Annotated in this window: 12 protein-coding genes; 7 read left to right on the forward strand and 5 right to left on the reverse strand. The window is 72.1% G+C overall.

Annotated elements, in window-relative coordinates:
• Nucleotides 1–32 precede the first annotated feature (32 nt).
• Nucleotides 33–1,556, reverse strand: a complete 1,524-nt coding sequence (locus AB0E07_RS17395; RefSeq protein WP_362251989.1) for a DUF4331 domain-containing protein — start codon at nt 1,554–1,556, stop codon at nt 33–35.
• Nucleotides 1,557–1,764: 208 nt separating this feature from the next.
• Between AB0E07_RS17395 and AB0E07_RS17400 the strand changes: the two genes are divergently transcribed.
• The 3 genes from AB0E07_RS17400 to AB0E07_RS17410 all read left to right on the forward strand — a co-directional run bounded on the left by AB0E07_RS17400 (nt 1,765) and on the right by AB0E07_RS17410 (nt 3,509).
• Nucleotides 1,765–2,307 carry a sigma-70 family RNA polymerase sigma factor gene (locus tag AB0E07_RS17400; protein ID WP_362251992.1) on the forward strand — a complete coding sequence of 181 codons (543 nt, stop codon included), beginning with the start codon at nt 1,765–1,767 and terminating at the stop codon, nt 2,305–2,307.
• A complete protein-coding gene (locus tag AB0E07_RS17405; protein ID WP_362251995.1) occupies nt 2,304–3,113 on the forward strand; it encodes an anti-sigma factor in 810 nt (269 codons plus the stop codon). Before AB0E07_RS17400 ends, AB0E07_RS17405 begins: the two co-directional genes overlap by 4 nt.
• A gap of 126 nt (nt 3,114–3,239) precedes the next feature.
• Nucleotides 3,240–3,509, forward strand: coding sequence for a hypothetical protein (locus tag AB0E07_RS17410; RefSeq protein WP_362251998.1), 270 nt, complete (start codon nt 3,240–3,242; stop codon nt 3,507–3,509).
• 28 nt (nt 3,510–3,537) lie between these two features.
• On the opposite strand, the gene AB0E07_RS17415 is transcribed toward AB0E07_RS17410, so the two are convergent.
• From AB0E07_RS17415 to hmgA, 4 genes are all read right to left on the reverse strand, one after another.
• Nucleotides 3,538–4,734, reverse strand: a complete 1,197-nt coding sequence (locus AB0E07_RS17415; protein ID WP_362252001.1) for a CaiB/BaiF CoA-transferase family protein — start codon at nt 4,732–4,734, stop codon at nt 3,538–3,540.
• Nucleotides 4,735–5,001: 267 nt separating this feature from the next.
• Nucleotides 5,002–6,150 carry a type ISP restriction/modification enzyme gene (locus AB0E07_RS17420; protein ID WP_362252004.1) on the reverse strand — a complete coding sequence of 383 codons (1,149 nt, stop codon included), beginning with the start codon at nt 6,148–6,150 and terminating at the stop codon, nt 5,002–5,004.
• A 15-nt stretch (nt 6,151–6,165) separates the two neighbouring features.
• Nucleotides 6,166–6,915, reverse strand: coding sequence for a GntR family transcriptional regulator (locus tag AB0E07_RS17425; protein WP_362252007.1), 750 nt, complete (start codon nt 6,913–6,915; stop codon nt 6,166–6,168).
• Nucleotides 6,916–6,942: 27 nt separating this feature from the next.
• Nucleotides 6,943–8,268: a homogentisate 1,2-dioxygenase gene (hmgA, locus tag AB0E07_RS17430; protein WP_362252010.1), complete on the reverse strand. Its 1,326-nt coding sequence runs from the start codon at nt 8,266–8,268 to the stop codon at nt 6,943–6,945.
• 161 nt (nt 8,269–8,429) lie between these two features.
• On the opposite strand from hmgA, the gene AB0E07_RS17435 reads away from it, so the two are divergent.
• The 4 genes from AB0E07_RS17435 to AB0E07_RS17450 all read left to right on the forward strand — a co-directional run bounded on the left by AB0E07_RS17435 (nt 8,430) and on the right by AB0E07_RS17450 (nt 13,577).
• On the forward strand, nt 8,430–9,017 hold the full coding sequence (locus tag AB0E07_RS17435) for a hypothetical protein (RefSeq protein ID WP_362252013.1): 588 nt from the start codon (nt 8,430–8,432) through the stop codon (nt 9,015–9,017).
• Nucleotides 9,014–9,631, forward strand: coding sequence for a TetR/AcrR family transcriptional regulator (locus tag AB0E07_RS17440; protein ID WP_362252016.1), 618 nt, complete (start codon nt 9,014–9,016; stop codon nt 9,629–9,631). Before AB0E07_RS17435 ends, AB0E07_RS17440 begins: the two co-directional genes overlap by 4 nt.
• 125 nt (nt 9,632–9,756) lie before the next feature.
• Nucleotides 9,757–11,988, forward strand: a complete 2,232-nt coding sequence (locus tag AB0E07_RS17445) for a molybdopterin oxidoreductase family protein (protein WP_362252019.1) — start codon at nt 9,757–9,759, stop codon at nt 11,986–11,988.
• Between the two features lie 98 nt (nt 11,989–12,086).
• Nucleotides 12,087–13,577 (forward strand): citrate:proton symporter, encoded by a 1,491-nt coding sequence (locus AB0E07_RS17450; protein WP_362252023.1) that lies wholly within the window; start codon nt 12,087–12,089, stop codon nt 13,575–13,577.
• Nucleotides 13,578–13,607 lie beyond the last annotated feature (30 nt).

The following is a 13,607-nucleotide window of genomic DNA, read 5'->3' on the forward strand; positions in this document are numbered from 1 at the left end:
ATCGAGTCGAGTTGCCCGCACCCCGAGGGCGGCTAGTACGCGCGGTCCCGCATCCGGCGCCACCAGAGCAGCCCGGCCCCGATCAAGGCCACACCGGCGGCCCCGGCACCCGCGGACGCGGCGATCAGCGTGGTGTCGGACGACGTCCCCGTGCCCAGCGCGTCGCCTATCTGGTTGCGCACGCTGTTCCCGTCCGCGGTCCCCTCGGCGCGCGGCCCCCGAGATCCCTCGGTCGGTAGCGCGACGTAGGGGAACGCCTTCTCGAACTTCTTGTCGTTCTTGTTGACGGCGTCACCCAGGTCGTTCTTGGAGCCCACCAGCTCGCCCTCGACGACCTGGAGGGACACGTCGATCACGTCGTCCGTCAGCCGCCGTCCGTTGGGGAAGCCGGCGTTGTCGCCGTCGAGCACGCCCAGCCGCTTGGGCTTGGCCGTCGGCTTGACGGAGGTGTTCAGCCTCAGCTGCTCCGACGGGGTCACGTGCGGCGGCTGGTTGAGGCCCTCGACGCCCTTGAGGAACACGTCCACGAGGTCGTTGCGCGGCTCGGCGGGCGCCGGGATCTTGTAGATCGCCTCGATCAGCTTCGGCAGCTCGGGGTTGGTGACGTTCTTCAGGAACTGCCCGTCGTTCCAGGGCGCGCTCGCGTTGAACTTGTCCTTGTCCTTGAGCGGGTTGACGACCTCGTTCACCAGCGGCATGCCCAGCCGGGAGACCTGGGTGAAGTGCCCCTGCGCGTTCTTGCGCTGGGTCGTCGACCAGATGCCCACGATCGGCTGCTCCGCCGACTCCGTGATCATGTGCGACGGGACCTGGAGCGCGATGGAGTTGACGTTGTAGCCCTTGAGCGTGTCGTTGCCGACCTCGCTGAGGTCGCCGCCGTAGAGCAGGTCGAACACCCGCAGGTCGAGGAAGAACGGGTCGTCGGCCTGGCCCGCGAAGGAGGTCGCGCCGCCCGCGAGTTGGTGCACGGCCTGGGAGCGCAGCTTGGCGTAGTCCGGCATGGACGCCTTGCCGACGTTCGACGGCGCCACCGGCACATCGTTGGCGATCTTCGTCTTCGCCACCAGCCGCTGGTTCTTCAGCCGCAGCAGATCGATGTCGTAGGTCTGCGTGACGTTGAGGTCCGGGTCGTCGAGGCTCTCGACGGGGCCCGTGTTGTACAGGAAGGTCTTCTTGTTCTTCACATGCGTCTTGAACGTGAAGCGGTAGAGCAGTTCGCCCTGGGCGTCGCCGTTGTTGTCGATGTGGATGTCGTACTGCGCGTCCTCGGCGAACGGGAAGAAGTTCGGTCCGCCGGCCGGTTCCTCGAAGGGGATCCAGTTGGCCACGATCGTCGTCGTGTCCGGCTTGTCCGGACTGACGAACGCGTACACGTCGGTGTTGTCGTACTGCGGAGTCCCCGAGATCAGCGGGGCCTCCCGGTGGCTGGAGGCGGCAGCCGCCCCCGGTTCCAGCACGGTGACGCCGGCGGCCGCGAGCCCCCCGGCGGCCAGCGCACCACAGATGAGAGTCGCGACGCCGGCGCGTCCGGAGCCGCTCCTGGAGATAGGTGTCATGCCGTCCGTCCTCGGTTCAACTTGCCTGACGCACCGGGATTCGGAGCGCGGCCGGGGGCGGATTGGTCGAACAGGAAAACTGATTCGGCGCCCCGCCGACCCGCGTTTTCGGCCCGCTGATCCGTAACCCCATCCGGAGGTGGGTGCGTTGCGAATACCTCGTGGGACGGGACGGCCGAGATGCGGTCTCGCGGGAGGGGGGGACGAGTTGGAGGCGGACGAGTTGCTGGTGCTCGTGGCCGGCGGGGACCAGAAGGCGTTCGAGGAGCTGTACTCAATCGTGTCCGGGCCGGTGTTCGGACTGGTGCGCCGGGTCGTGCGGGACCCGGCACAGTCGGAGGAGGTGGCGCAGGAAGTGCTGCTGGAGATGTGGCGGACGGCGGGGCGGTTCGATCCCGGCCGGGGCAGTGCCCTGTCGTGGGTCCTCACCCTCGCCCATCGCCGGGCCGTGGACCGGGTACGCAGCGCCCGCGCGGCCGGTGAACGCGAGCAGCGCGAGGCGCTCCGGTCCCACCACCCCGCCTTCGACCAGGTGTCCGAGGAGGTCGAGGCGGGCCTGGAGCGCGAGTGGGTGCGCCGCTGTCTGGACCGGCTCACCGCCCTGCAACGCCAGTCCGTCACCCTCGCCTACTACGACGGCTACACCTACCGGGAGGTCGCCGAGCGGCTCTCCCTTCCGCTGGGCACGGTGAAGACCCGGATGCGCGACGGGCTGACCCGGCTGCGCGAGTGCCTGGGAGGTGCCGCATGAGCCTGTTCCGCCGCGCGGACCTGCACTCCCTCGCCGCCCCCTACGCCCTCGACGCCCTGGAACCGGGGGAGCGCGTGCGCTTCGAGAAACACCTGCGCTCGTGCGAGCGGTGCGCCGCCGACGTACGGACGCTGTCCGAGGACGCGGTCCGGCTCGCCTGGTCCACCTCCGCCCCGCCGCCGGCCGCCCTGCGCGAACGGGTCCTGGCCGCCGTACGGACCACCCCGCAGGAGGGCCCGCGGTCGGCCGCGCCCGCGGAGGCACGGGCGCGGGAGCCGCAGTTGCCGCCGCATGTGTGGGGGGCCGGTCCGCCGCCCCGGGCCCGCATACGACGGCCGCTGTTCGCGCCCTTCGCCACCGTCACCGCCGCCGCGGCCCTGGTGGTCGCCTCCCTGTTCGCCGTGGAGGCGAACCGGACGCAGGACACGCTGGACGCCGAGCGCGCTCAGGCGCGTGAGATCGCCCACGTTCTGGCCGCCCCGGACGCCCGCGCGAGCACCGGACGGGACGCCGAGGGCCGAAGTATCGGAGTGATCGCCTCCGCCTCGGAGGGGAGCGCGGTCGTGACCCTCGGCGGGTACGACGACCTCCCCGCCGACCGCGTGCATCAACTGTGGCTCATGCGCCCCGGCGCACAACCCCGCTCCCTGGGGCTCTTCGACGACGACACGCCCTTGGTCGCGGCCGGATTGGACAAGTCCGCGACGTCACTGGCTGTGACCGTCGAGCCGGACGGCGGGTCGGCGCAGCCCACCACTCAGCCGGTTGTCCAACTCGCCCTGAAATCGGTTGGATTCGGAGAGTAATCAAGGACGGGTCGTCAACACCCTTACGGGGAAGGTGAATCCTGTGACCGCGATACACGAGTGCCCCAAGGGGGCGATAGGGTTACCCTGCCCGGGCCGGGTGGACTCGTACGGGTGGGGAGTGACATGGAACAGATAACAGTGCGCAGCAGGGCGAGGGTCCCTGCGATCACCTGCGGGAGCAGCGCGACCAGTTCGCGCCTCGACCGCCATCTCTCGGTGCTGGCCGGCCCTGCCGTCCCCCAGCGGGAGACGGCCGAGGCGACCTCGCTGATCGTCGAGCTCACCGCGCGTGACACCGCGCACCAGCGCAGCGCCACGGGCGCGCGGGTGAGCCGGGTCTCGCTCTTCGCACCACTGCGTCGGCTGCGCCGCTCGCTCTTCGGCGGACGCTGAACGACACCGGCGTTCCCACGGCCCGCGCTCAGGCCGCCACACCGTCCCGGCGCAGCGCTGCGATCTCGTCGTCCGTCATCCCCACGGCTCGCAGCACTGCTTCGGTGTGCTCCCCGAGCGCGGGCACGTCCCCCATGCGTGCCTCCTCCCCGCCCGGCAGCGTGATGGGCGGCAGCAGAGCCCGCAACGGCCCCACCGGAGTCCCCACCTCCCGCCACCGCTCCCGGGCCGCGAGTTGGGGATGCGCCGCCAGTTCACCCAGGTCCCGCAGGCGTGCGCAGGCGATCCCCGCGCCCTCCAGCCGCGCCAGCGCCTCGTCCGTACCGAGCATCCCCAGCGCTCCGCCGACGAAGCGGTCGGTGCGCTCCCGGTTCCGCACCCGTGCCGCGTTGGTGGCGAACTCCGGATCCGTCCCCAGCTCCGGCCGCCCGAGCACCTGTTCGGCCAGCCGTCGCCACTCGCGGTCGTTCTGCACCGACAGCAGCACCCGGCCGCCGTCCTCCGTCGCATAGGCGTCGTAAGGGGCGATGACGGCGTGCGCGAGTCCGGTGCGCGCCGGTGCCGTGCCCCCGTGCATCGTGTGGTGCAGCGGATGCCCCATCCACTCCGCCAGCGACTCCAGCATCGACACCTCCACCGGTCCGCCCCGCCCGGTGGTGCCCCGGCGCACGAGCGCGGCGAGCACACCCGAGAAGGCGTACATCGCCGCCGCGATGTCGGCCGCCGGGATCCCCGCCTTCACCGGCTGCTCCGGCGTCCCGGTCACTGAGACCAGCCCCGCCTCGCACTGCACGAGCATGTCGTAGGCCCGCTTGTCCGCGTACGGGCCGCCCGCGCCGTAGCCGGAGATGTCGACGGCGATCAGGCGCGGGTGCGCGGCGCAGAGCGTGGCCGCGTCCAGGCCGAGCCGGGCGGCGGCGCCCTGGGCGAGGTTCTGCACGAAGACGTCGGCCCGCCCCGCGAGCCGCCGGACCACCTCCAGCCCGCGCGGGTCCTTCAGATCCAGCGCGATGGACTCCTTGCCGCGGTTGCACCACACGAAATGCGAGGCGAGCCCCGCGGCCGCGGAGTCGTAGCCGCGGGCGAAGTCGCCGCCGTCGATCCGCTCGACCTTGATCACCCGGGCGCCGAGATCGGCCAGCTGCCGGGTGGCGAAGGGGGCCGCGACGGCCTGCTCCACGGCGACGACGGTGAGGCCGGCGAGCGGCGGGGGCTGCGGTTCCATACGGCTGATCATGGCTCCTGCGCAGCAGGTTTGTCATGCACGGTGCCGAGGTGGCGGCTGTCTGGGGTTCCGGGAGGGTGCTGAGGTGGTGGCTGTCCGGGGTTCTGGGAGGGTGCTGAGGTGGTGGCTGTCCGGGGTTCTGGGAGGGGGCCGAGGTGGCGGCATTCCGGAGTTCGGGAGGGGGTCGAGGTGGCGGCATTCCGGAGTTCGGGAAGGGGCCGGCGCGGCGGCTCTCCGGGGCCCGGCGGGCGCCGGTGAGCGGTGGCCTCACAGCAGCGTGAACTGGCCCTCCGGGCCCTCCTCCTGGTGGTCCAGGACCGAGGCCGGGCCGCGGGACCGGTACGGCACCGGGAGAACTCCCGCCGTACGCAGCTCCGTTGCCGTGACCGGCGCGGTGACCGTGAACTCCGCGAGCCGTGGCCCGAGTTCGGCCAGCAGCGCCAGGACCGTGATCAGTTCGAGCAGCTCGGAGGTCCACGACTGCGGCCAGGCGGCCGGGGCCAGCGCCGCGAGGGTGCCGGGCTCCGCCGCCCCGTCGGCGCGGGCCGTGAACCACCGCTCCAGGACCCGGACGCCGTCCACCTCGTAGTCCCAGGCCCCCGGCGGGACCGGCGAGAGACGGCCCTCGTCGAGGTGGAGGGACTCCTCCTCGCGGTCGTAGCGCAGGCCCGAGGGGCGGGCGGGCAGCGGAGCGCGGACGTACGGGCGCCGGCCGCCGGGGAGTTTGGGGCGCTCACCGCCCCGGCGCATGAGCCACAGGGCGCGGTGCCCCAGCTCCACACCGGCCGCCCACTCCTCGGGGTCCCCGGTGAGGGGCACCGACAGATCGGGCCGGGCCGTCGCCAGAATCCAGGCGAGCAGGTCCTCGGGGGTGGGCTTCGGGCCCAGGCGCCGGGCGAGATGGTCCAGCAGACCCGGGGCCAGGTTCGGTTCCGAACCGCCGGGGCGCCGGTAGAGGGGGCGGACCCGGCCGGGCCGCAGCAGCGGCAGACAAGAGCTGGCGAGCAGCCGGTCGGGCGTCTCGACCAGGAACGTCTGCCGCTCGTCCGCCACCCGCCACAGCTCCGGGCGGGCCGAGTCGATCAGCCGGTGGTCCGGGATCAGCCACTGCTCGTCGAAGGGCGCGGACAGCACCCGGACCGGTTCCGGGCAGGGGCCGAAGGCGCGGGCCAGCCGCTCCGTACCGCCCCCGCGGCCCGGGAGCTGCGGCACCGCCGAGTGCAGGGTGCGCGAGCGGGAGGGCTCCAGCAGCGCCTCCCGGTCCGGGCCCTCGGCCTTCACCAGGGCGTCCCAGCGGGCCTTCAGGGAAACCGGATCGGGGCCCGCCGGCCAGCTCCGGCCCAGCCGGAGCGGTGCGACGGACCACGGCATGAGGTCCGCCAGCGGCGGCGCGTCGTCGTGCGTCACGCTGGGCATCGTACGACGTGCCGACTACGTCGCGTCGAGGGTGACGGTGAAGGAGAAACGGTCCCCCCGGTAGTGGATGACGGCCACGTCCAGGGCGCGGCCGGCCGAGTCGTAGGTGACCCCCGTGTAGTGCAGGATCGGGCTCAGCAGCGGCACCTCCAGCAGCCGGGCCGTCTCCGGGTCCGCCAGCCGCGCCTCCACCGTGTCCGTGATGCGGCTGATGTCCGCGCCGACGGCGTCCCGCAGCACCTTCGTCATCGGCCAACGCTCCAGATCCGCCGGATCGACCCGCGCGGCCAGCTCCGGACGCACGTAGTTGCGGGCGTGGTTGGTCGGCTCGCCGCTCTTCTCGTCGCAGCGCAGCCGGTGGTACGTCCCCACCTCGTCCAGATCCGGGAAGTACTCGGCCAGCTCGGCCGGCACCGGCCCCTTGCCCCGGTCCAGCAGTCGGGTCGTCATCCCCGACTGCTGGGCCACGATCGCGTCCACCGAGCCCAGCAGCCGCACCGGGGTGCCGCGCCGCACATGCGGCTCGATGAACGTGCCCCGCCGCCGGTGCCGGGTGATCAGCCCCTCGTCCTCCAGCTCCTTCAGCGCCTGCCGCATGGTCAGCACGCTCACGCCGTAGTGCCCGGCCAACTGCTCCTCGGTGGGCAGCCGCAGCGGATCCTGGGGCCTGCGGCCGAGTATCGAGGCCCGCAGCGACTGCGACACCTGGTACCAGAGCGGCAGCTTGCGGTTGAGGACGACGGAGTCCGGGGCGAAGGAGGTCACGGGGCCATCCGTACCGGCAGGAGTTGATCAGTGCAAGGGGCGGAAGTGGCGTTCGAGACCCTGCCACACGTCGTCGTAGCGCGGCTGGAGCTGCTCCGTGCCCGCCGCGTGCGCGGTGAGGGTCACCGGCCACCGGGTCTCGAACATGAACGCCAGTCCGTCGTCGATCTTCTGCGGCTTCAGCTCGGCCGCGCTCGCCCGGTCGAAGGTCTCCCGGTCCGGACCGTGCGCCGACATCATGTTGTGCAGCGAGCCGCCGCCCGGGACGAAGCCGCCCTTCCCGGCCGTCTTCGCGTCGTAGGCGCCCTCGATCAGGCCCATGTACTCGCTCATCACGTTCCGATGGAAGTACGGCGGCCGGAAGGTGTCCTCGCCGACCAGCCAGCGCGGTGCGAAGACCACGAAGTCGACGCCGGCCAGCCCCGGGGTGTCGGAGGGCGAGGTGAGCACCGTGAAGATCGACGGGTCCGGGTGGTCGTAGGAGATGCTCCCGATGACGTTGAAGCGCCGCAGGTCGTACACGTACGGCACGTGGTTGCCGTGCCAGGCGACGACGTCCAGCGGGGAGTGGCCGTACGTCGCCCGCCAGAGGTTGCCGCAGTACTTGTTCACCACCTCCACCGGGCCCTCGACGTCCTCGTAGGCGGCGACCGGCGCACGGAAGTCCCGCGCGTTGGCCAGGCCGTTGGCGCCGATCGGGCCGAGGTCGGGGAGCTGGAACGGGGCGCCGTAGTTCTCGCAGACGTAACCCCGGGCGGTGGCGTCCAGCAGCTCCACCCGGAAGCGCACCCCGCGCGGGATCAGCGCCACATGGCCCGGCTCGGCGTGCAGCAGCCCGAACTCGGTGCGCAGCAGCAGCCCGCCCCGCTCGGGGGCGATCAGCAGCTCACCGTCGGCGTCGCTGAAGACCCGGTCCATGGAGGAGTCGGCGTGGTACAGGTGCACGGCCATCCCGGTGCGCTGGGCCGCGTCGCCGTTGCCGCCCACGGTCCACAGGCCGGCCAGGAAGTCGGTGCCGGGCGCCGGATCGGGCAGCGGCTCCCAGCGCAGCCGGTTGGGGTCGGGCACGGACTCCGTGAAGGGCGCGGTGCGCAGGGCGCCGTTGTCGGTGCGGGTGAACGCCGGGTGGGCGGCCGAGGGGCGGATCCGGTACAGCCAGGAGCGGCGGTTGTGGGCGCGGGGCTCGGTGAAGGCCGAGCCGCTGAGCTGCTCCGCGTACAGCCCGAGGGGGGCGCGCTGGGGTGAGTTGCGGCCCTCGGGGAGGGCGCCGGGCACCGCCTCGGAGCTGTGCTCGTTGCCGAAACCGTGGAGGTGGTCCAGCCCCTCCGCGGTCTTCCGCGCTTCCCCGCTCATGATCGCTCCCTCGCCATCGGAATCCTATGCATCACCGTAGGATTGCGCTTCGACGGGCGCAAGAGGTGTACGTACGCGAAGCCGGATCTCCTCACTGCGGACGACGGGAACCAGCCCTCAGGGGGATCCCTGTGTCGGACCTGTGTTCTACGCTCCCCGGCATGACGTGGACGCGGGGCCTGCTCGCCGCGCTCGCGGTCTGCGTCCTGTCGTTGACCGGATCCGCGGGCTGCGGCACCAGTGGCGCACAGGGGCAGGGGAACGAGGGAAACCGGGACCGGACCACCCCGGTGGGTGAGCTGCTGGAGGACACCGACGAGGCGGGCGGGGTCCTGCGCGAGGTGGACGCGGACGACGCGCCCGAGGTGCGTGTCGAGGTGCAGCCCGACTCCGGCGACAGCTGGGACGTCCGGCTCACCGTGACCGGTTTCCGCTTCTCGCCCCCGGGCGCCGAGGCGAAGGCCGTGGGCGGCCGGGGCGTGGCCCACCTCTACCTCGACGGCCGCCTGATCGCCCGGCTGACCGGCCCCGAGTACCACCTCCCGGCGACCCTGGTCCCACGCGGCACCCACGATGTCACCGTCCGCCTCTACGCCGACGACGGCACGGTGTGGGCGGTCGACGGGGAACCGGTGGAGAGCAGCGCGGACATCACGGCGTCGGAGGCGAGCCCGACGATGAGTGCACGGGCCACCGGAGTGCGTACAGAAGGGCAAGGTTCACCGCACCGCGCCCGGAAGGCATCATGAAGCCCGTGCCCCACGCGACCTCCCTCAGGCGCGCGCCCGTGCAGCGGCGCAGTGCCGAACGTCTGACCAGGATCCTCGACGCCTGCGCCGCCCTCCTCGACGAGGTCGGCTACGACGATCTGAGCACCCGTGCCGTGGCCCAGCGGGCCGGCGTGCCCATCGGCTCGGTCTACCGCTTCTTCGGCAACAAACGCCAGATGGCGGACGCCCTCGCCCAGCGCAACCTCGACCGGTACGCCGAGCGCGTCACCGAACGGCTCGCGGGCGGCGCGACGGGGGGCTGGCGGACCGCGATGGACGCCGTACTCGACGAGTACCTGCTGATGAAGCGGACCGCGCCCGGCTTCTCCCTGGTCGACTTCGGCAACCAGATACCGGTCGGCGCCCGCCGCGCCGAGCCCAACCACCGCGTGGCCGACCGCCTCACCGACCTCCTCGCCGGCCACATCGGCCGCACCCCCGACGACGATCTGCGGCGCGTGTTCCTGGTCGCCGTGGAGACCGCCGACACCTTGGTCCACCTGGCCTTCCGCGTCACCCCCGACGGGGACCCCCGCATCATCGAGGAGGCCCGGGAACTCCTGCGGGCCTATCTGGCACGGGTCCTGGACTGAACGGTCGGTCCAGTGCCGATCCAGGGCTGAAGGGCCCCTCCGGTACGCCCGCGCCGGACCCTCGCCAACATTCGTACCGGTCGGTATGCTGCCCGCGTCAGGCATCGCTGCCCCCGGGAGGACCCGTGTCCCGCACCGCTCTGCGTATCTGCCCCCTGTGCGAGGCCACCTGCGGCCTGACGCTCACCGTCGAGGGGAGCCGGGTCACCGGGGCCCGGGGGGACCGGGAGGACGTGTTCAGCAAGGGGTTCATCTGCCCCAAGGGCGCTTCCTTCGGGGCCGTCGACGGGGACCCCGACCGGGTGCGCACGCCGCTCGTCCGGGAGGACGGCGTGCTGCGCGAGGCCACCTGGGAGGAGGCGTTCGACGTCGTCGCCGCCGCGATCCGGCCCGTCGTCGAGCGGTACGGGCCGCACGCCGTGGGCATCGTGCTCGGCAACCCCAACGTGCACACGATGGCCGGCGCCCTCTACCCGCCCCTGCTGATCGCCGCGCTCGGCACGCGCAGCCTGTTCACCGCCTCCACGGTCGACCAGATGCCCAAGCACGTGTCGAGCGGGCTGCTCTTCGGTGACGCCAACGCGATCCCGGTGCCCGACCTCGACCGCACCGACCACCTGCTCCTCATCGGCGCCAACCCCCTGGAGTCCAACGGCAGTCTGTGCACCGCGCCCGACTTCCCCGGCAGGCTCAAGGCCCTCAGGGCGCGCGGCGGCACCCTCACCGTCATCGACCCGCGCCGCACCCGCACCGCCCGCCTCGCCGACCGGCACGTCGCCGTCCGGCCCGGCACCGACGCGCTGCTCCTCGCGGCGATGACGGCCGTCCTGTTCGAGGAAGGGCTCGTCGACACGGGGGAGTTGACCCCGCATCTCGAAGGGGTCGAGGAACTCCGGGAGGCGGTACGGGACTTCACTCCCGAGGCCGTCGCCGCCGCCTGCGACGTGGACGCCGGTACGATCCGCGCGCTCGCCCGAGACCTCGCGGCCGCCCCCACCGCCGCCGTCTACGGCCGCGTCGGCAGCTCCACCGTCGCCCACGGCACCCTGGCCAACTGGCTGGTGGACGTCCTCAACATCCTCACCGGCAACCTCGACCGTCCCGGCGGCGCCCTCTTCCCCCAGGCCGCCACCGACCGCACCCCCCGCCCCGCGGGCCCCAGCCACGGCTTCGCACTCGGCCGCTGGCACTCCCGGGTGAGCCGGCACCCCGAGGCCAAGGGCGAACTGCCGCTGTCCTGCCTCCCCGAGGAGATCGACACCGCCACCGACGAGGGCGAGCCGATCCGGGCGCTGATCGTGGTCGGCGCCAACCCGGTGCTCTCCGCGCCCGACGGCGACCGGCTCGACCGGGCCCTGGCCTCCCTGGACTTCATGGCCAGCGTCGACCCGTACCTCAACGAGACCTCGCGCCACGCGACCGTCGTACTGCCGCCGCCCCCGCCCGGCCAGAGCCCGCACCACGACTTCGCCTTCAACACCCTCGCCGTGCGCAACCAGGTCCGCTACAGCCCCGCCGCCGTGCCCCTGGAGCCCGGCCGGATGGCGGAGACCGAGATCATGGCCCGGCTGGTGCTCGCCGCGAGCGGCATGCACGGCGCCGACCCCGCGGCGGTCGACGAGACGGTCGTGGCCCAGACCCTGGGCAAGGCCGTGAAGGAGCCGCACTCCCCGGTGCATGGACGCGACCCCGGCGAACTCGCCGCGGCGCTCACCGGCGACACCGGCCCCGAGCGGCGGCTCGACCTGATGCTCCGCCTCGGCCCGTACGGCGACGGCTTCGGCGTACGGCCCGACGGGCTGTCGCTGGAGAAGCTGCTCGCCCACCCGCACGGCATCGACCTCGGACCGCTGGCCTCCCGGCTGCCCCAGCCCCTGAAGACGCGGAGCGGCAAGGTCGAGCTGCTGCCGGAGCCGATCGCCGCCGACCTGCCACGTCTGCGGGAGGCCCTGCGGGACCGGCCCGAGGGGCTCGTCCTCGTCGGCCGCCGTCATCTGCGCTCCAACAACAGCTGGCTGCACAACGTCCCCGCGCTCACCGGCGGCACCAACCGGTGCACGGTCCACATCCACCCCGAGGACGCCGAACGGCTCGGGGTGCGCGACGGCGCCGCGGTCCGGCTGAAGGGCGCCGGGGGAGAGGTCACCGCGCCCGCCGAGGTCACCGACGCGGTCCGTCCCGGCGTGGTCAGCCTGCCGCACGGCTGGGGGCACGACCGGCCCGGCACCCGGATGAGCCATGCCGCGAAGGACCCCGGCGTCAACGTCAACCAGCTCCTCGACGGCACCCTGCTCGACCCCCTCTCGGGCAACGCCGTCCTCAACGCGGTGCCCGTCCAGCTCACCGCGCTGACCTGAGCAAAGCCCTGACCTGGAGTTTTGCGCTTATTGCTCGCACGTCAACGTCTTGTTAACGCGACTTGAAGAGACCTAACGTCGTCGCACCGCCGGCCCTGGTGGGATGTTCAAGGGCGAACGTTAGGTATCCACTCATGCTGACCATCCTCGGCTTCGCCATGATCGCGACCTTCCTGGTCCTGATCATGATGAAGAAGATGTCGCCGATCGCGGCGCTCGTGCTGATCCCGGCACTGTTCTGCGTGTTCGTCGGCGAGGGCGCCCATCTCGGTGACTACGTCATCGAGGGCGTCACCAGCCTCGCCCCCACCGCGGCGATGCTGATGTTCGCGATCGTCTACTTCGGTGTGATGATCGACGTCGGTCTCTTCGACCCGATCGTGCGCGGGATCCTCAGGTTCGCCAAGGCCGACCCGCTGCGCATCGTCGTCGGCACGGCGCTCCTCGCGGCGATCGTCTCCCTCGACGGCGACGGCTCCACCACCTTCATGATCACCGTCTCGGCGATGTATCCGCTCTACAAGCGCCTGAAGATGAGCCTGGTGGTGATGACCGGTGTCGCCGCCATGGCCAACGGCGTCATGAACACCCTGCCCTGGGGCGGCCCCACCGCCCGCGCCGCCACCGCGCTGAAGCTCGACGCCAGCGACATCTTCGTCCCGATGATCCCGGCCCTCGCCGTGGGCCTGCTCTTCGTGATCGTCCTGTCGTACGTGCTCGGCCTGCGCGAGCGCAAGCGGCGCGGCGTGCTCACCCTGGACAGCGCGCCGGTGCCGCAGGAGGCCGAGACGGTCCTGGTGGGTGCGGGCGGCTCCGAGGGCACCGGGGACGTGCGCACCGCCGGCGGATCCGGCACGGGCGCCGGCGCCGAGACCGGATCGGGCTCCGGACTCGGCACCGGCACCGGCACCGAGTCCGGATCCGGCTACGGCGCCGAGGGCGACGACTTCAAGGGCCTCGACCCCCACCGCGACACCCTGCGCCCCAGGCTCTACTGGTTCAACGCGCTGCTCACCGTCTCCCTGTTGACCGCCATGATCATGGAGTGGCTGCCGATCCCGGTGCTGTTCCTGCTCGGCGCCGCGCTCGCGCTCTCCGTCAACTACCCCCGCATCCCCGACCAGAAGGCGCGCCTCGCCGCCCACGCCGACAACGTCCTCAACGTCTCCGGCATGGTCTTCGCCGCCGCCGTCTTCACCGGCGTCCTCCAGGGCACCGGGATGGTCGACAGCATGGCCAAGTGGATGGTGGACGTCATCCCCGAGGGCATGGGCCCGCACATGGCCCTGGTCACCGGCCTGTTGAGCCTGCCGCTCACCTACTTCATGTCCAACGACGGCTTCTACTTCGGCGTCCTGCCGGTCCTCGCCGAAGCCGGTGCCGCGCACGGCGTCTCGCCGCTGGAGATGGCCCGCGCCTCACTGGTCGGACAGCCGCTGCACATGTCGAGCCCGCTCGTCCCGGCCGTATACGTCCTGGTCGGCATGGCCAAGGTCGAGTTCGGCGACCACACCCGGTTCGTGGTCAAGTGGGCCGCCCTCACCTGCCTGGTCATCCTGGCGGCGGGCATGCTCTTCGGAATCATCTGATCCCCCGGAATCAACCGTCCTTCCTGACAC

It is taken from the genome of Streptomyces sp. NPDC048002, assembly GCF_040653275.1.
Taxonomy (GTDB): Bacteria; Actinomycetota; Actinomycetes; order Streptomycetales; family Streptomycetaceae; genus Streptomyces.